The organism is Mucilaginibacter kameinonensis (assembly GCF_003675385.1).
In the GTDB taxonomy this organism is placed as follows: Bacteria; Bacteroidota; Bacteroidia; order Sphingobacteriales; family Sphingobacteriaceae; genus Mucilaginibacter; species Mucilaginibacter kameinonensis.
Genome location: NZ_RCWZ01000004.1, coordinates 82,138 through 102,221 on the forward strand (window position 1 = coordinate 82,138; position 20,084 = coordinate 102,221).

The 20,084-nt window shown below is 39.5% G+C and carries 21 protein-coding genes; 7 read left to right on the top strand and 14 right to left on the bottom strand.

The window, feature by feature from the left end:
• The first annotated feature begins 423 nt into the window (after positions 1-423).
• A complete protein-coding gene (locus EAH55_RS18730) occupies positions 424-1,371 on the top strand; it encodes an ion channel (RefSeq protein ID WP_121810993.1) in 948 nt (315 codons plus the stop codon).
• A 134-nt stretch (positions 1,372-1,505) separates the two neighbouring features.
• On the opposite strand, the gene EAH55_RS18735 is transcribed toward EAH55_RS18730, so the two are convergent.
• From EAH55_RS18735 to recR, 3 genes are read right to left on the bottom strand one after another with little or no spacing between them, the layout of a single operon-like run.
• Complete coding sequence (locus EAH55_RS18735) at positions 1,506-2,321, bottom strand: SDR family oxidoreductase (RefSeq protein WP_121810994.1); 816 nt, start codon at positions 2,319-2,321, stop codon at positions 1,506-1,508.
• Positions 2,308-3,141 (bottom strand): glycosyltransferase family 2 protein, encoded by an 834-nt coding sequence (locus EAH55_RS18740; protein ID WP_162996950.1) that lies wholly within the window; start codon positions 3,139-3,141, stop codon positions 2,308-2,310. Before EAH55_RS18740 ends, EAH55_RS18735 begins: the two co-directional genes overlap by 14 nt.
• Before the next feature lies 1 nt (position 3,142).
• Positions 3,143-3,769, bottom strand: coding sequence for a recombination mediator RecR (gene recR, locus EAH55_RS18745; RefSeq protein WP_121810996.1), 627 nt, complete (start codon positions 3,767-3,769; stop codon positions 3,143-3,145).
• Positions 3,770-4,008: 239 nt separating this feature from the next.
• Here recR and EAH55_RS18750 point away from each other — a divergent pair, with 239 nt between their 5' ends.
• The gene (locus EAH55_RS18750; RefSeq protein WP_114940532.1) at positions 4,009-5,493 is read left to right on the top strand and encodes a sodium:solute symporter; all 1,485 of its coding nucleotides are present in this window, start codon (positions 4,009-4,011) and stop codon (positions 5,491-5,493) included.
• 116 nt (positions 5,494-5,609) lie between these two features.
• Positions 5,610-6,317, top strand: coding sequence for an LOG family protein (locus tag EAH55_RS18755; protein ID WP_112569956.1), 708 nt, complete (start codon positions 5,610-5,612; stop codon positions 6,315-6,317).
• A gap of 74 nt (positions 6,318-6,391) precedes the next feature.
• Here the strand turns inward: EAH55_RS18755 and EAH55_RS18760 are convergent, their stop codons facing one another.
• Positions 6,392-8,344, bottom strand: a complete 1,953-nt coding sequence (locus EAH55_RS18760) for a redoxin domain-containing protein (protein WP_121810997.1) — start codon at positions 8,342-8,344, stop codon at positions 6,392-6,394.
• 92 nt (positions 8,345-8,436) lie between these two features.
• On the opposite strand from EAH55_RS18760, the gene EAH55_RS18765 reads away from it, so the two are divergent.
• Positions 8,437-9,702, top strand: a complete 1,266-nt coding sequence (locus EAH55_RS18765; RefSeq protein WP_112569952.1) for a TCR/Tet family MFS transporter — start codon at positions 8,437-8,439, stop codon at positions 9,700-9,702.
• 219 nt (positions 9,703-9,921) lie between these two features.
• A complete protein-coding gene (locus EAH55_RS18770) occupies positions 9,922-11,178 on the top strand; it encodes a TCR/Tet family MFS transporter (protein WP_114940535.1) in 1,257 nt (418 codons plus the stop codon).
• 180 nt (positions 11,179-11,358) lie between these two features.
• Here EAH55_RS18770 and EAH55_RS18775 read toward each other — a convergent pair whose 3' ends face one another.
• The 3 genes from EAH55_RS18775 to EAH55_RS18785 all read right to left on the bottom strand — a co-directional run bounded on the left by EAH55_RS18775 (position 11,359) and on the right by EAH55_RS18785 (position 13,331).
• Positions 11,359-11,949: a DUF502 domain-containing protein gene (locus tag EAH55_RS18775; RefSeq protein ID WP_121810998.1), complete on the bottom strand. Its 591-nt coding sequence runs from the start codon at positions 11,947-11,949 to the stop codon at positions 11,359-11,361.
• Between the two features lie 279 nt (positions 11,950-12,228).
• Positions 12,229-12,735 carry a hypothetical protein gene (locus EAH55_RS18780; protein ID WP_121810999.1) on the bottom strand — a complete coding sequence of 169 codons (507 nt, stop codon included), beginning with the start codon at positions 12,733-12,735 and terminating at the stop codon, positions 12,229-12,231.
• An 11-nt stretch (positions 12,736-12,746) separates the two neighbouring features.
• A complete protein-coding gene (locus EAH55_RS18785) occupies positions 12,747-13,331 on the bottom strand; it encodes a DUF4468 domain-containing protein (protein ID WP_121811000.1) in 585 nt (194 codons plus the stop codon).
• 356 nt (positions 13,332-13,687) lie between these two features.
• Between EAH55_RS18785 and EAH55_RS31000 the strand changes: the two genes are divergently transcribed.
• On the top strand, positions 13,688-13,849 hold the full coding sequence (locus tag EAH55_RS31000) for a hypothetical protein (protein ID WP_162996951.1): 162 nt from the start codon (positions 13,688-13,690) through the stop codon (positions 13,847-13,849).
• A gap of 385 nt (positions 13,850-14,234) precedes the next feature.
• On the opposite strand, the gene EAH55_RS18795 is transcribed toward EAH55_RS31000, so the two are convergent.
• Positions 14,235-14,561 (bottom strand): hypothetical protein, encoded by a 327-nt coding sequence (locus EAH55_RS18795; protein ID WP_121811002.1) that lies wholly within the window; start codon positions 14,559-14,561, stop codon positions 14,235-14,237.
• A gap of 66 nt (positions 14,562-14,627) precedes the next feature.
• Between EAH55_RS18795 and EAH55_RS18800 the strand changes: the two genes are divergently transcribed.
• Positions 14,628-15,536 carry a hypothetical protein gene (locus EAH55_RS18800; RefSeq protein ID WP_121811003.1) on the top strand — a complete coding sequence of 303 codons (909 nt, stop codon included), beginning with the start codon at positions 14,628-14,630 and terminating at the stop codon, positions 15,534-15,536.
• 88 nt (positions 15,537-15,624) lie between these two features.
• On the opposite strand, the gene EAH55_RS18805 is transcribed toward EAH55_RS18800, so the two are convergent.
• The 6 genes from EAH55_RS18805 to EAH55_RS18830 form a co-directional block, all read right to left on the bottom strand.
• Positions 15,625-16,098, bottom strand: coding sequence for a phage holin family protein (locus EAH55_RS18805; protein WP_121811004.1), 474 nt, complete (start codon positions 16,096-16,098; stop codon positions 15,625-15,627).
• Complete coding sequence (locus EAH55_RS18810) at positions 16,095-16,547, bottom strand: lysozyme (protein WP_162996952.1); 453 nt, start codon at positions 16,545-16,547, stop codon at positions 16,095-16,097. Before EAH55_RS18810 ends, EAH55_RS18805 begins: the two co-directional genes overlap by 4 nt.
• 130 nt (positions 16,548-16,677) lie before the next feature.
• Positions 16,678-17,172 carry a hypothetical protein gene (locus EAH55_RS18815; protein WP_121811006.1) on the bottom strand — a complete coding sequence of 165 codons (495 nt, stop codon included), beginning with the start codon at positions 17,170-17,172 and terminating at the stop codon, positions 16,678-16,680.
• The gene (locus EAH55_RS18820) at positions 17,172-17,747 is read right to left on the bottom strand and encodes a DUF6712 family protein (RefSeq protein WP_121811007.1); all 576 of its coding nucleotides are present in this window, start codon (positions 17,745-17,747) and stop codon (positions 17,172-17,174) included. Before EAH55_RS18820 ends, EAH55_RS18815 begins: the two co-directional genes overlap by 1 nt.
• Positions 17,744-19,651, bottom strand: a complete 1,908-nt coding sequence (locus tag EAH55_RS18825; protein WP_121811008.1) for a phage portal family protein — start codon at positions 19,649-19,651, stop codon at positions 17,744-17,746. The genes EAH55_RS18820 and EAH55_RS18825 overlap by 4 nt, the downstream gene beginning before the upstream one ends.
• Positions 19,651-20,007 (bottom strand): hypothetical protein, encoded by a 357-nt coding sequence (locus EAH55_RS18830; RefSeq protein WP_121811009.1) that lies wholly within the window; start codon positions 20,005-20,007, stop codon positions 19,651-19,653. Before EAH55_RS18830 ends, EAH55_RS18825 begins: the two co-directional genes overlap by 1 nt.
• Positions 20,008-20,084: the final 77 nt, after the last annotated feature.

The window sequence follows — 20,084 nt, forward strand, 5'->3', positions numbered from 1 at the left end:
GCTGGCAGGGAGTTAATATTCATAAATTATCCTTTTCAATCTCTCCCCCCTGTTTTTCACTCCCCCTTTAGGGGGCCGGGGGGCAAGGCAACAAAAAAGGGCTGCCGTATGGCAACCCTCCTGAATATATTTTTCAAACAAACATGGAATTGCCTTACGATTACTCGTTAAGCCACCACCAATTGTTGTTTAATTTGTTCATTGTTACTTGTTGGCACAAATATGTAAATAGTTTTTATAAAAACAAACAGAATTTATTTAGTTAGCGAATTATTGATTTTGTGATTTAGCGATTTAAATATCAGGCAGGTCGAATTTGATGAAATTGAATAAATTAGCTACTAATTTCGAATTAGAGAATTTTCAACTTTTATAACCTTAAAAACTCAAAATTCACTAAATCAATAAGTCACTAATCAACCCATGGCTATACGTAAAGAGAAAATTAATCCGGAAGACGATCTTGGTTTTGGTACCCAGCCGGTTATGAAAAGCCAGCCGGTTATCAATAAAGATGGTACCATCAATGTAAAACGTACCGGTTTGCCTTTTTTAAGTACAGCTAATAATTACCATTCGCTGATTACCATGAGCTGGCGCAAATTCTGGGTTATTGTTTTCAGTGCATACTTTACTGTCAATATTATTTTCGCTCTGATTTACTTTTCATTGGGGTCAGATGTTTTAGACGGGAAAAGCGGCAACACCGATTTCGACCGTTTTATGGATGCCTTCTTTTTTTCGGCACAAACCATATCAACCGTAGGTTACGGGCATATCAGTCCTAAAGGTATCATACCTAATACCATAGCCGCGCTGGAATCTATGATGGGTTTACTGGCCTTCGCATTGGCAACCGGCCTGCTTTACGGGCGCTTCTCACGCCCATCGGCTAAGATCATGTACAGCCGTAATGTGCTTATCGCCCCTTATCGTGACGGCGGCAAAGGCCTGATGTTTCGCCTGGCTAATGAGCGCAAAAACATCCTTATCGATTTAGAGATGGAAGTCGTTTTTAGCTATAACGACGAAGAAAACGGCAAAACGGTACGGAAATTTTTCCAGCTGGAACTGGAACGTACCCGCGTGAGTATCCTTACACTGAACTGGACAGTGGTTCATCCGCTTGATGACAACAGCCCAATCAAAGATATCACCCCGGAAGAACTTCAACGCCGCCAAGCCGGCCTAACCGTCAGCCTAAAAACATTCGACGATACGTTTTCACAAACCATCCACTCACGTACCTCCTATCAGTACGATGATTTTATATGGGATGCCAAATTTAAACCCGTATTCGAACGTGATGAAACAGGCCGCGTTGTATTGGATTTGAGCAGGATAAGTGCGTATGATTTGGTTGGTCATTAGGTCATTGCGTCATTAAGTCATTTTATCGCTTTGAACGCGTTGTTGATCATTGGGTCATTAAGTCATGTTTATAGTCTTAAAAGCAATTACCCAATGAAATAATGACACAATGACCTAATGACTAACAGAAATGACTAACGCAGTAACGGATCCCGTTCTTTTGTAAAAACATTATAAACCATTTTATCTAAAAAGGCAGGGATAAATTTGCTGAGGGCTACAGTTAGCTTGCCCTGGCCGGTCATGATGAGGGTACGGCTCCGGTTTTCTATACCATCGGCGATGATTTTAGCTACCTCATCGCTGCTCATCATTTTTTGTTCTTCAAGCGTGCTTTCACCTTGTTGTTTCCCCTCACTGTTTAATGCAGTGTTGCGGATGTTTGACGCGGTAAAGCCAGGGCAGGCGGTTAATACGTGTACTCCGGTTTTCAGGTTTTCAACCCGTAAGGAATCTAAAAAGCCATTCATAGCAAATTTTGACGCCGAATAACCCGAGCGGCCCGGCAACCCTTTATAGCCTGCAATGGATGATACCCCTACTACGCTTCCTTTAGTTTTAATGATTTCGGGCAGGGCATATTTGGTGCAGTAAACGGTACCCCAAAAGTTAACGTCCATTAAAGTTTTAAGCACTTTAAGGTCGGCATCTTTAAACAACGACCGCATAGACATGCCTGCATTGTTAATCAACACATCAACTTTACCAAATGTGGTAAGGGTTTGTTTAATGAGTTGTTTGCAATCTTCCTCAATGGTTACATCGCATTGTATAGCAAGGGCTTTAATCTTGTACTCCTGCTGTAGTTTTTCAGTGATCTGGCAAAGGGTAACGTATTGCCTTGCCGCCAATACTACATTGGCGCCACGTTTAGCACATTCATAAGCAAGTGATTTTCCGATACCCGACGAAGCGCCGGTAATTATAACAACCTTATCATTTAACTTCATACGAAGGAGGAATTAGCTGGGGGATGCCCTCCACCTTAAGTTCGGGCACCTTAAATAAATATTTGGAGGCGAAGATAATCATCGCGCCATAATATTCCTTAAGGTGTGTCCAGCTAAATTTAACCTTGTTTTGTATGTTAAAGTTGATGATATATGTTTTAGGGAAGTAGTAATTTTTGAACCCGGCAAGCCTGATACGGTACGAGTAGTCGATATCATAACCATAGGTATGGAAACGTTCATCCATCAAGCCTATGTGATTAAGGGCTTCTTTGCGTAACAGCATAAATGCGCCGTTGATGATATCTGATTCGGAGGTTTGAAACTCCTCAACCCAATCCTTACTTTCAGGATTGGTAAGCCTTGATTTTGAAAAATGCTTTGCCAGACCGGTTAACTTAAAAAAAGTTTCCCAGGGTTTATTAAAGCCGCGTTTTGACTCTTTCAGAAACTTACCTTCAGGAGTTATCATGCGCACGCCTAAACCACCGGCATCGGTGTGCATATCCATAAACTCTAAAGCTTTTTCAACAGTCTTTTTGCCTGTAATTGTATCCGCATTGACCAGTAAAATATACTCGCCAATAGCCAACTTAAGCGCATGGTTATAGGCACGGGCCATACCCTCGTTTTTATCGTTGGCTATGATTTTCACATCCGGAAATTCGGTATTAAGCATGGCCAGGGACTTGTCGGCCGAGGCATTGTCGACCACAAAAACCTCGTGACTTACGTCCTGGGCAGCCCTGATCGCTGCATTCAGGGCAATTCTGAGCAGGTTACAGGAGTTATGGCTTACAACAACTATAGATAGTTTCATGCTATTTAGATAGTGAATTTTCATACGGAACGCGGGTAGCTATGGAGCGGCCCAAAGTTATCTCATCCACGTACTCTAATTCACCACCAAAAGCTATGCCACGAGCTATAGTTGTAATGGTAATATTGAAACTTTTTAATTTTTTATGAAGATAGAACAGCGTTGTATCACCTTCCATAGTGGCACTGAGGGCAAAAACCACTTCTTTCACCTCATTATCAACTGTTGGTTTCAGTCGCTCAACCAGGGTATCCACCTGCAGATCTGACGGCCCAACGCCATCCATCGGCGATATTAAGCCGCCAAGCACATGGTAAACGCCATTAAACTGGTTGGTGTTTTCAATCGCCATTACATCGCGGGTATCCTCAACAACACAAATCAGGCTATGATCACGACGGTGCGATGAGCAAATCTCGCAAACCGGCAAATCAGATATATTATGGCAAACGCGGCAAAACTGTATTTCGTTGCGGAGCTTGGTTACCGCCGTACTAAAACGCTCAACATCCTGCTTATCCTGGTTAAGTAAATGCAGCACTAAACGCAGTGCGGTTTTCTGACCAACACCCGGCAATTTGGCAAATTCGGCTACTGCATTTTCCAGTAATTTGGACGAAAAATTCATTACGCGAAGATAAATATTTTTTGTGTGATTGCATTCTGTGTACTCATTGCATCTCTTTCATGTCATTGCGAGCGGAGCGCGGCAATCGCACGGAAGCATAGCCGCCCTGTAAAGTATGCGGTTGCCGCGCTCCGCTCGCAATGACATTTTTTAATACATGCTGGCAAAATCCCATCCAACAATAATTACCTTTTTTAAAAAAAGATTCCGACTTTAGAAAAACATTATAACACACACCTATGTCGCCCGGAGTATTATTATCATTTATCATCGGTTATTTTCTGGTATTACTTATCATCTCCTGGCTCACATCAAAAAAATCGTCAGATAATGATACCTTCTTCGTAGCCAACCGAAATTCCAAATGGTACCTGGTTGCCTTTGGGATGATAGGCACAGCGTTGAGCGGCGTTACTTTCATCTCCGTTCCGGGCAAGGTTGGTACCGATCAGTTTGCTTATTTTCAGTTTGTGCTGGGAAACGCTGCAGGGTTTATCATTATCGCCACGGTATTGCTTCCGTTATATTACAGGCTTAAGCTTACATCTATTTACAGCTACATTGAAGGGGCTTTGGGAGTTTGGAGCTATAAAACCGCTGCCGCTATCTTTTTAGTGAGCCGGGTAATCGGCTCGGCATTCAGGTTGTACCTCGTAGTTATCGTATTGCAGAAATTCATTTTCGATAGTTATCATGTACCCTTCGCAGTTACAGTACTCATTTGTTTGCTGCTTATTTGGTCGTACACCTTTAAAGGAGGATTGAAAACCATTATTATTACCGATAGCTTGCAAACATTTTTCCTGGTGCTATCTGTTTTCCTGTCGATATACTTTATTTGCCAAAGCCTGCACATGAACATTTTCGAAGCTGCCGAAACCATCAAAAACAGCAGCTACTCCAAAATATTTTTCTTTAACGATTTCATGAGCAGCAAGCTCCATTTAGGGAAGCAGTTTTTAGGGGCAATGTTCATTACCATTGGCATGACCGGGCTTGATCAGGACCTGATGCAGAAAAACCTCAGCCTTAAAAACATCAAGGAAGCGCAAAAAAACATGTTCAGCTTTGTGGGCGTTTTCGTGGTGATCAATATCTTTTTCCTGAGCGTTGGCGCCTTGCTGTATATGTACGCGGCTAAAAACGGTATCAATGTTACTAAAACCGACTACCTATACCCTACCATAGCCCTGCAATATTTAGGACTTGTACCGGCAATGATATTTATGCTGGGCTTAACGGCAGCTACCTTTGCCACTACCGACTCGGCCCTTACCGCGCTAACCACCTCTTTCTGTGTCGACTTTTTAGACTTTAATAAACGCGCGGATGTAAACAGCAAAAAAATGGTAGCGGTTAGGCATTGGGTACACATAGCCTTTTCGGGGCTGATGTTTTTGACTATTATCATATTCAACGCCATTAATAATGAGGCTGTGGTAAGCGCCATTTTCAGCGTGGCCTCCTATACTTATGGCCCATTGCTTGGGTTGTATTCGTTTGGCTTGTTTGTAGGCAACAGGCAGGTAAGAGATAAACTGGTACCTTTCATTTGCGTACTCTCTCCTGCTATATGTTATTTTTTAAATGCCGAATCAAAATCAATTTTAGGCGGATATGTTTTTGGTAACGAACTCATCATTGTAAACGGATTAATTACATTTATCGGGCTCCTGGCCTTTTCGAGTCGGAAAGTCGGGGAAGTCCGTCAATCAGAAAGTTAAAAACTTAATAATTACCTAATCGAAATCTATTTTCTTTGTACTTTGCGTAAAGTAAGACAAATGTAATCCACTTCCGGACTTTCGGACTTCCCCGACTTCCGGACTAATAAAAGGCTATGACAGGTGAAGATAAAATAAGACAAGCGTTTGAGAACAAAGACTGGCAGGAAATTAAAGTTACCGACTCCTGGCAGATATTTAAAATAATGGCCGAGTTTGTTGACGGCTTTGAAAAACTGGCTAAAATTGGCCCCTGCGTATCAATCTTCGGATCCGCACGTACGCATAACGATAACAAATACTACAAACTGGCCGAAGATACCGCCCGCCTGCTTACCGAGCATGGTTATGGTGTAATATCAGGCGGTGGCCCCGGTATTATGGAGGCAGCCAACAAAGGGGCTTATGAAAATGGCGGCAAATCGGTAGGATTGAACATCGAATTACCTTTTGAACAGTTCCACAATAAATATATCGACAGGGATAAGATCATGGAGTTTGATTACTTCTTTATCCGCAAGGTTATGTTTATGAAGTACTCGCAAGGCTTTATCATTTTGCCCGGCGGCTTTGGTACCATGGACGAATCGTTCGAGGCTATCACCCTCATCCAAACCGGTAAAATTGCCCGCTTCCCCATTATTTTTGTTGGGGTTGAATACTGGAAAGGCCTGTTTAGCTGGGTTGAAGAAAAAATGCTGAACGAACAGCACAACATCAATCCCGACGACCTTAACCTGTACCGTGTTGTTGATACCGCCGAAGAAGCGGTTGAGCACATCACCCGGTTCTACAACAAATACGTACTTAAGCCAAACTTTTAACAGGCTCCAAAATAAAAAATGCCGCTCGGTTAAGGGCGGCATTTTTTGTTGGTATAGTTTAAGTAATTGATCTGCTATTTCATACTGTGCTTTGGGGAAGCCGCAGTTTCAAAGGAAGCGGGCTCTCTTGCTAATTCTATCATGGTGCTCACCTCATCCAATATCTGATTGGTTTCGCCACTTCCAACCTTAGTAAACCTGACGAAACCATTCTTATCAATTACAAATTTTGTAGGTATGCCGGTCACCCCAAACTGGGTCACCACTTTGGCCTGGCGGCCGTTTTCTAATTTATCATCAAACAGCACGTGGAAAGTATATTTATTGTCGGCAATAAATTTCTTTACAGCATCAGCATAATCATTACCGTTTTCCCAGGTATCGATAAATAAAAACTTCACATCCGGATCGTCCTTATATTTATCAACGGCCAGCTGCATTCCTGGGAACGATGCTTTACAAGGGCCACACCATGTCGCCCAAAAATCAACAATCACTACTTTACCTTTAAGGCTGGCTAAGGAAACTGTTTTACCTTCAAAATCTTTTAAGGCGAACGGAGTAGCGGGCTTACTGCTCATATTCTTAACCATATCGGCCCGCTTGGCAGCATTGGAAATCTCATTTAAAATCGCGAAATACCTATCGTACCCCTTATCACTTCCTTTAGTAGCTACATAGGCATTCTTCAATTCGGCTGTGAGCACCGGGGTACCTTTACCTGCTTTCATGGCACGTTCAATAACAGCCGTTGATTGCTCGTATTTACCTAACGCACTTAAAATAAGCACATAATGTTCATTCACTTCGCCATAGTCGCTGGTATTATGCTCGTATACTGGTTGCTGAACTTTCAAAGCCTCGTCATATCTTTTTTCTTTATATAAGATAAACGCGTAAGTATCGGCAAACATGTCATAACTGCCTTTTGCTGCGTTTATCGTTTCTTTAATCGTAGCAAATTCGTGTGGCTTTGGGTTATTTATATTATCCGATAAAATATCCAGGCTCTTTTTCGATATCAGCTCTGCTTCATTTAAATTAGTATCCCTTAAAACATAGTTCCAGGCAATATTATTATAGCTTGCTGCCAGGCCTGTTTTATCTTTTACTTCGGCCACATATTTATCAAAAGCACTATGGTTGCCCGCCTTTAAATACGTTATGGCAAGTTCTCTCCTCAGCGCGTCGCCCCAGCGGTTCTCATCAGCATCCGGATCAGGGAATTTGCTGTTATAAACCTGGTATAATGAATCTTTTTTCGCCAGATTTTTTTCTGCCTTTGCGGTGAAATAAAGGTTACGCCTCATCCCTTCGCCATTCGGGAACCTTTTAAAAATAATGTTATTTACCGAATCAACAGCTGCTTTATTTCCCTGCCAGTTATAAATACTCCTGGCTGTCGTCAGGTCTTTTTCTTTATTACTTCTTAAAAGCTCTGCCAGTTTATTGCTCATAAATTTTACCGATTCCGGGTCTTTTTTGGTATTTAGTACCGCATAGTACCCAACCATGTTACGTTCCATGTTTGGGTACAATTCTATTCCTTTTTTATACAAAGCAAGTCCGGCATCTTCGTCTGTTTTAATTTGGGCGTAATAATTACCTATCGAAGTCCAGAGGATGATGCCTTTAGCTTCATAGGCTCCCGGTACAGGCTTCTTATTTTTATAGATCATATATAAATAACCATTGCCCTTGTTGTTATCAACAACATCGCCGCTGTACAGCTTCACAAAAAATGCCTGGGTATTAGCAGGTATTTCAAATTCACCCGTTACAAGTTTTCCCTGTGCTTTAAGATCAACATCCACTGCAGGTGGTATACTTTTTTCATTATAGTAATACACTATCGCACTGATATCCTTTTTCCCAGCTATAGCTGTCCCGGCGGGATCATATTTTATTCTGATTTTTTCGGATGCTTCGGGATAGTTATTTGATAGTGTGAGGTGTTCGGTTTGCGCGAAAGCACATTGCATAGCCAACAAGGCCGGCACCAGCAGGATTGATTTGTGTGGTTTCATAGGTTTAACTAATTATTTAGTTAAGTTAGATACAAATTATTTTAAATACAATTATTTTAACAATTATTAACCTTAATAATTTACTTTGCACCATGGACACTTCCGCCCAAAATAAACCGCAGAAGGCTTTAGGCTTTATTTTTATTACTTTACTGATTGACGTAGTAGGCTTAGGTATCATTATACCGGTACTACCCAAGCTCATTGAAAAACTAATCCACGCGGGTTTAAGTGAGGCCTCGCTTTACGCCGGCTTTTTAACACTGGCCTACTCAGTGATGCAATTCCTGTTTTCGCCAATGATCGGTAACCTGAGCGATAAGTATGGTCGCCGCCCGGTTTTGCTTTGCTCGCTATTAGGTTTTGGTGTCGATTATTTGTTCCTTGCTTTTGCGCCATCTATTGGCTGGTTATTTTTAGGACGCGCCATTGCAGGTATTACCGGCGCCAGCTTTACAACAGCTTCGGCCTACATAGCCGATGTGAGCACACCCGAAAAACGTGCCCAAAACTTTGGGATGATAGGCGTTGCCTTTGGTCTTGGATTTATTATTGGTCCGGCCATTGGCGGTGTATTGGGTAAAATGGATGTTCAATATCCATTCTTTGCGGCCGCAGGCTTAGCATTTTTAAACGCCATTTATGGGTTCTTTATCCTGCCCGAATCGCTTGATGACGCGCATCGTCGCCCCTTTGATATAAAAAGGGCAAATCCGCTGGGTTCATTATTGCAATTAAAAAAATACCCATCGGTAATGGGCCTGGCGCTGTCGCTGTTCCTGGTATATTTTGCCGGACAAGCCGTACAAAACGTTTGGACGTATTTCACTTTCGAAAAATTTAAATGGGGCGAGGATACCGTTGGTTATTCCCTGGCCTTTATTGGCCTAATGATAGCCCTTGTACAGGGAGGTTTAATGCGCATTATACTACCTAAACTGGGCATGGAACGTTGCATTTGGGTTGGTTTGCTGCTGTACAGCGTTGGCCTTATCCTGTTTGCTATGGCTACGCAAGGCTGGATGATGTTTGCCTTTATGGTGCCTTACGCGCTTGGTGGCATTGCAGGCCCGGCACTACAAGGCATTATGACTAACCAGGTACCGGCCAATGAACAAGGCGAGTTACAAGGCGGTCTAACAAGTCTAATGAGCTTAAGCGCCATTTTTGGCCCCTGGGTAATGACTACTCTGTTTTATTATTTCACTAACGATAAAAGACCGTTCTTTTTACCTGGAGCACCATTTATTTTAGGGGCAATACTGATGCTGATAAGCGCTTTGCTTGCCATACGCAATTTTAAAAACGTAAAGAAAACCTCGGCAAAGGATATTGATACCATGGCAACGTTGCATTGATACAAGAACCATGTCATTACGAAGCGTAGCGGCAATTGCTTGCTATGCAGAGCGGCCTCGCTGCCGTGCCATTGCTTCGTCGTTCCTCCTCGCAATGACACTTTTTTCACATTTCCAACACCTGTCGCGATAGCAAAAAAGCAAGTATAAATCAAATACCAAAGTTGTAAAATACCTCATAATAAAACTTTTGACCTGCTTAAACCTTTATCATTATTAATGAGCGCCAAACCTAAAAAAAAACATACCGCCGCCTTAGGGTTTATTTTCGTAACGCTTTTTATTGATGTGTTGGGTTTAGGTATTATTATCCCGGTAATGCCTTCGCTGCTCGAAAAACTGGGCAATATGGATGTGAGCACCGCCGCGCAATATAACGGCTACCTCACTTTCACGTATGCCTCTATGCAGTTCCTGTTTTCATCATTATTGGGTAACTTGAGCGACAGGTATGGGCGCAGACCGGTGTTGTTAGGTTCGCTCATCGGGTTTGGGATAGATTATATTTTTATGGCCTTTGCCCCTACCGTGGCATGGTTGTTTATTGGCCGGGCCATAGCAGGTTTTGCAGGAGCCAGTAATACCACTGCAACGGCTTATATCGCAGATATCAGCACCGGCAAAAACCGCGCGGCTAACTTCGGTTTGGTTGGCGCGGCATCCGGACTTGGGTTTATCATTGGTATAGGTACCGGAAGTTTTTTAGGCGCGTTGAACGTACGCTTCCCTTTTATGCTGGCCGCGGGACTGGCTTTACTGAATGCCACCTACGGTTATTTCGTACTACCCGAATCATTAAACATTAAAAACCGCAGGCGTTTTGAGTGGAAAAAAGCTAATCCGATAAGCTCATTACGGAACCTGTCGCGCTATCAATCCTTAACCGGGTTGATAGGAGCGTTCTCATTAGTATATATAGCGCAAAAAGCGGTTGAATATGTGCTATCGTTTTACGTAACCGAAAAATTCGACTGGGCCCTTAAAAGCATTGGCTTTTTAGGATTTTTTATTGGCATTGTGCTGGTAGCTATACAAGGAGGATTGATCAGATACACCATCCCCAAATTTGGACAGGAAAAAAATATCGTAGCCGGGCTCCTGTTTTATACCATCGGCTTAACGCTCATAGCTTTTGCCAACCAGGGGTGGATGATGTACGCGTTCATGGTACCCTACTGCCTCGGCGGCATTTCGGGGCCATCATTACAAGGCATGATCACCAGTACGGTATCCCCAAAAGAGCAAGGCGAGTTGCAAGGCTCATTAACCAGTATCAGCAGTTTGGCGGTGATTATAGGGCCACTATTGATGAGCTCAGTATTTCATTTATTTACCCATCGTAATACATCAACTTATTTTCCGGGTGCGCCTTATATTTTGGGAGCGGTCTTGATGCTGATAGCGGTTTTCTTAGCGATAAGGAGTTTTAAGAAAACCGGGGTGGTTGATTCAAAAGAAGTGGAAGCGGTACCGTAATTCCAACACAAAACATAATTATTAATTTTAAGGAAGCAGGAAAGAAAGTAAGGGCAAGTGCGATTCCCCTCTTGAGAGGGTGTAGGGGTGTGTTTCTGCATTTATCGGCTAATCGTATAAACACACCCCTGCTTACGCTCTCGCCAACCTCGCCCCCTCTCAAGAGGGGAGCTTAAAAAGTTAATCCAACCCGCTCACGCCGCCCGATATCACAAACTTCATGACATCTGCCGCGCTCTTATCCATTGGCTTTACTTTATCGGCAGCAACAATAACTACCTGGCCGGCAAACGAGTAGGAATATGGAAAATACACAGCTACCTCACCGGGTAAACCGATCTTTGCCAGATCTTTCTGCACAAGAAAACCTATCTTTTTTAAGCCGAACTCGTTAACCTCAACCAGTACCGGCTCGTTAAACTTCTTCTCTTCGCCAACAAAGGCTTCGGTGAGGTCTTTTATTGAGGAATACAGGAACGCGAAAATAGGCAAACGCGCAAACCAACGCCTGAACCAGGCTTTAATAGGCTCGGTAATTACGTTGGTAACCAGTACCCCCATGATCATGATCACCACAACCACGTTAAGGATGCCGAGACCGGGAATATATACGTGTTTTCCAGTTTTATCAACCAGAAAATCGCTCAGGTTTAGTGCTTTATCAATGCTGGCCACTGCCCAGTACATCAAGAAAATAGCTGCACCCACCGGCACTACCACCAACATTCCCTTTACAAAATACCTGAATAATACCCGCGCTACCTTGTTCATTTTAACCCCAGATTTCTACTCGTAAAAGTACACTCTTTTAAATTGATACAAAATTGAAATCAAAAACAGCGTTTCCAGAGGGTAGAGGCACTTTTTCGTTTTTAAAGAAGTTGGAATTTATCCCTTTTTTGACCTTTTTTTATTTGATTTTGTCCCTTTTTCAACGGTCAAAATTCATTTTTTTCGTAAAAACACTTTGAAAACAACCACTTTTTACGAAAATGAATGCGAGCTATATTCTCAAAGTCTTATTGAATTACGCAATAAAACGGGAGTCATTTATTCTTCATCAAAATCGTATTTTTTCATCAATTCCTCCACTCTTGAAATTTTTTTAAAATATAAATTTTGCTCTTCAGCGGTTGGTTGGTAATCAACTTTGTTTAGTTCGACTCTTTTTGACATAAAATCAAATAGCTCCAGAGTGATTGTCAACGCCTCTTTAAATGCTCCTTTTTCTTCTTTTAATTTGCTGTTCTCATCGGTCAAAAAATTTACAGTTTCTTCCAATCTACCAACCATTAATCCGACTTCTCTACCTGATTTAGTATCATTTTCATTTAACAACAGTTTCATAGTTTCGAAACGTTCCTTCATTTTATTTGAAAGGTAATTATCATCGTGTTTGGACAAAAATTCAACCTGCTCTTTTAACATTGTTATCTGAGCCTCTTTTGCTTCCTTGTATTCCTTTATGTAATTAATACGGTAAATCCGGTCGATGACGAATGCTCCAACGCCAACAACATTTACAATTAGGGAAATAACTAAGCTTTCAGTGTTCATATTATTATAGCTTAAAAGTCATCTTTAGGTTTAGTAGTGGTTGCTTTATAATTGCTTACAATAAGCCCTTTCGAATCGTTGTCAATATCAGTTAATAACTGCCAAAAGATATTATATACCTGCTTTTGAATTTTACTTTTGGCTGTTTTCAATTTTTCCTCATTTTGGTAGATGGCTTCGATAGTTCCCGGAGAACCCGGATTATTCCCCATAGCGGATGTCAATGTATAGTTGTCTAAAATGATTCTGTATTTACCTTCTTTGACGGTAATATTGATTGTAAAACCAATAGTGTAATTTTCGAAAACACCTGCATTTAATGGGTATGAATGTGAAAAAACACCTTTACCAATAAGTTTGCCTGCATCTTTATCTTGTAACTGTAAAACGCTATTAGCTGATTTAAAAGTAGTGGCAAACCATTCACGAGAACGGTTATAAATATCAATGGCTGATACTCCGGGCACTTGAATGATTTGTTTATAAGTAACCTGATTTGTGGTGCTGTCTTTAGGTAGTTGAGGAAATGGTATTAAATCCTGACCAAAAAGAGTAAACGGCAACAGTAATAAGATGATAGATAAGGTTCTTTTCATATTTAATGAGGTTCAACTACTCAAATTTACCTTATTCATATAGAAGTAATAAAGTTCCTCAGTACTTTTTTTTACGACTCAACCGTCTTATTTGAAAAATCACCACTGCAAAAAGGACAGTTACTGTCGTATAAAATTCGAAATTTTGAAAGGGCGTACCAACAGATAGAGAATCTGCTGCTTTTTGAATTTTATTTATCATTTGCCATAGGTTAGGTATCAATAATATGTCAAAGATACATTACATTTACAACCATAAGGAGTAAAAGAATAATTATATTAATATGACGGACGTATATAGCATCTCAAATAGCAATATTGACCTATGATAGGTAGCTTTTTTATAAATATATAATATGAAATTTAACGAGGAAGACAGAGAAATTTTAGGTTTAGCACTGGTGTTTCTTACGCTGACTGCAATATGTTTTGCTTTTGCTTTAATAGCTCCTATTCCGACTCCCGTTATTATACCACAGGGCGGAGATGTGGTTGTTATTCCCTATCCGGCATCCTGATAAAAATAAAGCCTCCCATAACACTCGCTGTTTGGAAGGCTTACCTAAACTTATTTTCCAGAATATTTCTGAAGCTCAAATTTATTAAAAGCAATCAATTTTAGAAAAACCTGTCACAGGTGCTATCAGGAGACTTTTTTTGCAATGGTAAACTCTCTTAATTGGGTTTCAGACCAAATAGTAAAATTAACATTATATTTCAATTCTCTAATCCGGTTGATACATTCAACAATCATAGGTTGTACGATTGCATAACTATCATTAAAGGATTTACCTATTTCTGGTAAGGTTATCCTAATACGTCCGTCAACTACCGATACCAAAGTGTTATAAAGTGGGGGTAACTCCTGACTTAAGTAAACCCTTACCATTTCCAAATAGCTATTCATTTGAATGTTTGTCCAAAGTCTTTAGGAACTTGGTTAAAATACGAAAATACTTTTTCCGCAAACTCCTGTAATTTTAAAGAAGCTTGGTTGATATCTTTCAAACCTCTCTTGATTTGGCTCCGGGGGTCGCCCATCTTATAATAGATTAGCACTGTTCTACAATTTTCGCCGTGAACAATTAAATCCATCTTACCCTGAATTTCAAATTCCTCCGGAGTCATCCAATGACCAGTTTGTTGATTACAAAACCAATACCCCATCTTACGGGCTTTATCTGCGTTAATTTGCAGTTCCTTTTCGATTGTATCAAACATCCTTGCCATAAACACAAAGCTATACTAATAATCTTAGCAAAACAAAAAGGTGTTGAAAATTTTTATATTTGATTTATGAACCTAATCCTATTAATTTCCCAAGCTATCTCAATTGCTCTAACTGCATATATATCTATTTTGGGCTTAAAAAAAGATTTACGGTCAACAAAAGCCATTACAAAATCGGATGCTGTAAAAACGAAACGATGGATTATTATTTTAACTCTTTTGACTGGCGTTATATTAATTGCCAACTATTTAAACAGTAAAATCGAGGAAATCACATCTGAAAAAGAGAAAATAAAGCTGCACGCTGAATTGTCGACGATATTAAAGACCAATAAAATATTGAGAAACACATTAGACAGAAATTCTATCAAAGAATCAAACCTAATTATTGATAACCAGAAGCAATCCGCTAAAGAATTACAAAATGCTGCGAGTAATTTGCAAACTCTGATTCACGGTAGCAATGACGTACCCGTATTTAGATTTATGGTACTGACTAAAAACACTTTGAATGGAAAAATTGAAAATTTCAGCGACCTTCCTGTTTATAATATAACCGGACGGGTTATAAATTATGATGCTATTGAAGGTTGTAAAATAACTATTTTCAAAAATCAAAAATATATAACCAACAAATGTTCTGATTCGGTCAAATTTGAACTTGGTGCGATGAATTATATCGACTCTCATTCAAGCGCAACTTTCAATTTGCCTCTGTTTACTAATACCAATTTAAAACCTAAAGGTCGATTCGTTTTCGAGATTTTTTTTAATGGTAAGCATTATGAACAACAGGCAATTTACAGCGTTGTAAATCATTATTTACTTCAATCAGTTAAAATCGTAGAATTGAAAAATAACATAATAGTTAAGAGCTGGATTCCAAAAACATCGGATTTACCTTTAAATAGTGTTAATTGGTATAAAGAATTTCAAAATTGCCCTTTAACCCAAATTCATACTTTTGATTTTTAAATATTAAGATATCTTCCAAAGTAGTTACATTTTAGGTTTTATCACTGCTAACACTGTAGTTATTATCCCGGATATCAATTCTAAAATCTTAATTAGTTTCATTGTCTTTTTTATCTTTTTTAGGAAACAGGCTACCAACCTGTTTTATTAATTCACCCCAGATTGGTGTGTTTGTAATCACTTCAATATTTTCGATAATTGATTTCAGTTCTTTCAAACTAATAATACCGCAATAGAAAAGCATAACTTTGACTAAATCGTGTGTAATAACGTGTTGCACACTGTAGCAACCGATTAAGCCAATAACATATCCAACCATTTTTTCACCTGTTAGCCCAATCTTAGCAGCTGTGATTGGCACCCCTGTCTTTAATGATTTCCAAATCCCGGTAATCATATCTGCTGCCAACAAAAACAACGTAAGCGAAATCAGTTCATAAGTAGGTAATAGGTACACACAAAATGTCCATATCACCAATTTGGCAAGGTTAGCCCAAATGAATTTTAAAAGTGCGGGAAAGGATTGTAAAAAGCCATATATAAGTGTTAAAATTGGTTTCATTGCTTAGGTTTAAGATATAAATCGGCTTCGTCTTTACGCCTCTTTACTAATGTTGAATTTATTTTGCCTCCGGCTTTATTCCAGAGGTTAAAAGCTGCTCTTATTTCTTCCAGTGTTGCCCCTGCATTGATTTTTTCAGCCAACGTAGATTTTCCAAATCCCACTGTACCAATGTTAAAAGCCAGAGAAACTAATGCGTTAAATTGATTTTGATTGAGTGATACTTTGATAGCTGTGGTTACTGCTTTCTCATAGGTGGATACCACTTTTGAAAAGAGTTCATCACATTGCGCCGGGGTTATTACATCACCTTGTTTAACAGGTGTACCATCAGGATAATAAGTACAACCGATTCCAATAGTCCAAACACCTACTATATCTTTGTAAGCTTTAAGCCTTACACCTTCCTGATTTGAAATAAATTTTATCCCGTCTTTATCAATTTTCACATTGATAAATATTAGTCCGGGGATTTATTATAAACAGAAAAAGCCCACTCGAAAGCGGGCTTTAAGCTTAACTATTGCTTCGGCTAATATGACATTTACACCATCTTATACGGTGTACTTGCGGTGTGAGTTACTGCAATTCAGAGGTAAATTGAGCATCAAATGAACCTATTGAGTTATCGATATTATCTTCCGTTGGAATTATACAACTATTAGCCTCCCTGAATTGGCTAAATGATACCACAAAAACACAACCTGCTATCCTATCAACATTTCCGTTACTAAACTTCTGGATATTTACATTCTCGTTTATGTCGTAATCAGCATCATACTGATTAGCAAAATAAGTAATCATATCATCTGCAATCAGGTTCATATCTGACCAAATTGCCAATTCAGCATTAGGTATATTAGGGTCAAACAAGTCAGCTAAAGTAACTTCAAATTGATGTACAACATTTTTATCCTGAATATTTTGAGTTAGATACTCAAAATGAGCAACCGGATAAACGATGTTGGATTCAGCGTTAAAATTGAACTCATTACCAACATCGACAGTGTTAATTTGATTATGGCTTTTGAAGAAATCAGCAATGAGTTTGATGTATTGATTTATCGAAATCATTAAAAAACCCTTCTCCGGTAATATCCGGTTTTATACACAGATGCACGGTATAAATCTTCATAATTGAAAGTATCATCTGAAAGAGAAATACCAGTAAAACTAAACGTAGAATCCGCATCCGGGGCGGGGTTGGTATCAGGGTCTTCATCAGTCTTTAAATAATCCAACAAACGTTTTTTGTAGGCATCTTTTTTAGTAGTATAAGTGCTTCTTAAAGCATCTATATCACTTTTATCTGCTGTAGTAGCATTATCATCATTAAGCTTTTGTACCCCTTTATTTGATACTTTATAATGAAGCGGGTTTAGGCTATTTAGCAAAGAACCGTACAACATGAAGGGCTTGATGTAGCGCAATAAATCACTATCCACATCCGGGATGGTGTAACCGGAAATAGTAGTAGCTGAAACTACTTCATTACTTAACCTTTTATAGACAGTTGAGCCTATTAACTCTTCCAATTCCAGTTCCTGAAATTCTAAGATTGCCTGACTTAAAATCTTTTCCTCAACATTAGCCTGTATAATGCTATTCTCTTTCAGATAATCAACGGAGATAAATGTTATTTGCCTCATTGGTCGCTCTCCTTTCTAATCACTCTCACTTTATTCCAATAATGGCGACACTGATTTTCAGCTTTTTGGGTTGCAGTATTGAACCACCATCCCCCGGCGTGTTGAAATACATCATAACCGAATATTTCTGACATCTTTTGAATTTCAGAACGGGTATACAATCTATCAACATCAACCACTTGCTTACAGAAATCTCTACTGGTTTTTAAAAGGGTATCGCCGGGAACCTCCGGCCTCTTTTTGTACTCATAAAGCACTTCCACAGTACGGGGATTTTGGGAGATTATAGGAGCAGATTCAACATTCCCATCTGTTACTTTAGACGTTATCAGATTAGCGTTTGTAAGGGCTGTAATGCGGTCTGAAAGATCATTAGTCGTAATACTGATACCTAATTCCTTTTTGATATTAGCTTTGATTTCTGACAGGGTTTTACCATTAATCGGGGTTTTAATCAGATAATTTTCGATGTCGTTATCATCATCAAATTGCAACTCCACTTTTCGGAATTGTTCATGACTATGGGTTTCAAACTCCTGTTTTGATAAAAGAGTAAAATTCCCCCGGTGGCTACCTAAATGTTTGATCTTATCAAAATCTTCTGCTTTTAATACCCTACCGTTTTTGTATTTATCGGCATCTGAATTATCAGCTTCAAAGTTTGCCGAAGCTGAATCAACTTTATTGATGGTAAGTAGCTTTTGACCTGCGCCATCCGGTAACGGCGCTCTGTTATCCAAGCTTCTTAATTCATCAATAGTCAATACCCGTTCTCTGGTCTGATCTGACAATTCAGCCATCAGGATATTTGATTTATCCTTAAATTCTATGGCAGGAAATCCGGCATCGGCCAAAAGTTTATTGATTGCGCCCTCAATTACGTTTCTGCTATCTTTAACAAATACGTTTTTGAAAACCTGATAAGCCTTTTCGATTTCCTGACCGTTACCGCCTAAACCGCCCTCCTGCTCTACACCAAATAAAATCCTACTGGTTGCCTGATGTGCTGTTAAAATATCTTCAATATTGGCTTTGCGGGCGAAATCTAATTTATCAGTGTAATCAGTTGATGAAATGCTATCAACCTGCAAACCCTTTTCACTTCCCATATCATTATAATTGATTAGGAATTTCTTACCTGCTGCGCCGGAGTACTCAGTTCTAAGTTTGCGTTCAAATTCTTTGGCTTGTTCATCGGTAGGTTGGCCTTTAAAAAAGCTTAAGATTACTGAGGGGCTAAAACCATCTTCTAAATTTGCCTTAATAAAATCCTGCAATAGGATTTCACTTACCATACTGGTTACAGCAGGTTGATATGAAACTTCTGCATAGGTATTTTGCGCAGAGGGTACATAACCCTGAAACATGAAAATCTTAGATTTCTGGTCGGGGTTATTGCCTTTTATCCAACGATCATAGCTTAACACGCTTCTTTTCTGCTTCCAATCCGGGCAAATCCAAAACTTAGTTTTAGGAAAATTGCAGCGCATTTGGTTAGCAGGAATATGATTGAAATAAAGAGGCTTATTTTTTAAAACATCATACTGAATTTCTAAAACGAAAGTATTGAAGATGATATAATCCTGTACGCATTTGCGAATAACCTCTTCAAAAGAATCAACCAGATTTATATCAAAATCAGCAGGTTTGCCAGTGTCTTTTACTACTATGCCATCACCTAAAATGTAATTAGCTTTTGATAGCGCAATTGAGCGGTGTAAAGGAACAGAAGCCAAAAGGCGCAAAAGGAAATTTGGGTACAGGTTATCATCACCGTACCTAACATAATTGTCATCAGTAGTACCCTGTCTAAAATTTTCTGGCAGGGGTGTTATACTTCTACTAAAATTGATTATAGCGGTTCTAAATTTATTATCATCAACCTGCACTAAATCGTTACTCATTAATAAATTATATATTCATTGGTATCTGTATTTGGCGGTGTTACATATTCGGTTACCTCTAAATCTTTAATCAAAAGCTTACCTGATTTAAAAGAGTGGCCCGGAGTTGGAGAATTAGTAAAAACTAAATAGATATAATAGCCCGTAGGCATATCATCAAATACTGAGGTGGTAACTAAGAATAGATCAAACCTTTCGGGAGCAGGTGAAACATTCACGGGCAAGGAAAAAGTATATTCAAATCTGGTTGCATCATGTTTAAGCTTAACTATGTATTCGGCATCGGCGATACCTGTGATTTCAGTTAACGTTAAAATGATTCTTTGAACAGGGTTTGATTTATCTATTACCAACATTTTGTTTTAGATAAATATTAGCACCCGGATTATATATAAGAAAAAACCCCTGCCGGGATTGGCAGAGGTTGGATAAT

What these genes read in the sequence shown, in the direction of transcription:
- EAH55_RS18730 (WP_121810993.1), top strand. Translation starts at nt 424, where the DNA reads ATGGCTATACGTAAAGAGAAAATTAATCCGGAAGACGATCTTGGTTTT.
- EAH55_RS18735 (WP_121810994.1), bottom strand. Translation starts at nt 2,321, where the DNA reads ATGAAGTTAAATGATAAGGTTGTTATAATTACCGGCGCTTCGTCGGGT.
- EAH55_RS18740 (WP_162996950.1), bottom strand. Translation starts at nt 3,141, where the DNA reads ATGAAACTATCTATAGTTGTTGTAAGCCATAACTCCTGTAACCTGCTC.
- recR (WP_121810996.1), bottom strand. Translation starts at nt 3,769, where the DNA reads ATGAATTTTTCGTCCAAATTACTGGAAAATGCAGTAGCCGAATTTGCC.
- EAH55_RS18750 (WP_114940532.1), top strand. Translation starts at nt 4,009, where the DNA reads ATGTCGCCCGGAGTATTATTATCATTTATCATCGGTTATTTTCTGGTA.
- EAH55_RS18755 (WP_112569956.1), top strand. Translation starts at nt 5,610, where the DNA reads ATGACAGGTGAAGATAAAATAAGACAAGCGTTTGAGAACAAAGACTGG.
- EAH55_RS18760 (WP_121810997.1), bottom strand. Translation starts at nt 8,344, where the DNA reads ATGAAACCACACAAATCAATCCTGCTGGTGCCGGCCTTGTTGGCTATG.
- EAH55_RS18765 (WP_112569952.1), top strand. Translation starts at nt 8,437, where the DNA reads ATGGACACTTCCGCCCAAAATAAACCGCAGAAGGCTTTAGGCTTTATT.
- EAH55_RS18770 (WP_114940535.1), top strand. Translation starts at nt 9,922, where the DNA reads ATGAGCGCCAAACCTAAAAAAAAACATACCGCCGCCTTAGGGTTTATT.
- EAH55_RS18775 (WP_121810998.1), bottom strand. Translation starts at nt 11,949, where the DNA reads ATGAACAAGGTAGCGCGGGTATTATTCAGGTATTTTGTAAAGGGAATG.
- EAH55_RS18780 (WP_121810999.1), bottom strand. Translation starts at nt 12,735, where the DNA reads ATGAACACTGAAAGCTTAGTTATTTCCCTAATTGTAAATGTTGTTGGC.
- EAH55_RS18785 (WP_121811000.1), bottom strand. Translation starts at nt 13,331, where the DNA reads ATGAAAAGAACCTTATCTATCATCTTATTACTGTTGCCGTTTACTCTT.
- EAH55_RS31000 (WP_162996951.1), top strand. Translation starts at nt 13,688, where the DNA reads ATGAAATTTAACGAGGAAGACAGAGAAATTTTAGGTTTAGCACTGGTG.
- EAH55_RS18795 (WP_121811002.1), bottom strand. Translation starts at nt 14,561, where the DNA reads ATGGCAAGGATGTTTGATACAATCGAAAAGGAACTGCAAATTAACGCA.
- EAH55_RS18800 (WP_121811003.1), top strand. Translation starts at nt 14,628, where the DNA reads ATGAACCTAATCCTATTAATTTCCCAAGCTATCTCAATTGCTCTAACT.
- EAH55_RS18805 (WP_121811004.1), bottom strand. Translation starts at nt 16,098, where the DNA reads ATGAAACCAATTTTAACACTTATATATGGCTTTTTACAATCCTTTCCC.
- EAH55_RS18815 (WP_121811006.1), bottom strand. Translation starts at nt 17,172, where the DNA reads ATGATTTCGATAAATCAATACATCAAACTCATTGCTGATTTCTTCAAA.
- EAH55_RS18820 (WP_121811007.1), bottom strand. Translation starts at nt 17,747, where the DNA reads ATGAGGCAAATAACATTTATCTCCGTTGATTATCTGAAAGAGAATAGC.
- EAH55_RS18825 (WP_121811008.1), bottom strand. Translation starts at nt 19,651, where the DNA reads ATGAGTAACGATTTAGTGCAGGTTGATGATAATAAATTTAGAACCGCT.
- EAH55_RS18830 (WP_121811009.1), bottom strand. Translation starts at nt 20,007, where the DNA reads ATGTTGGTAATAGATAAATCAAACCCTGTTCAAAGAATCATTTTAACG.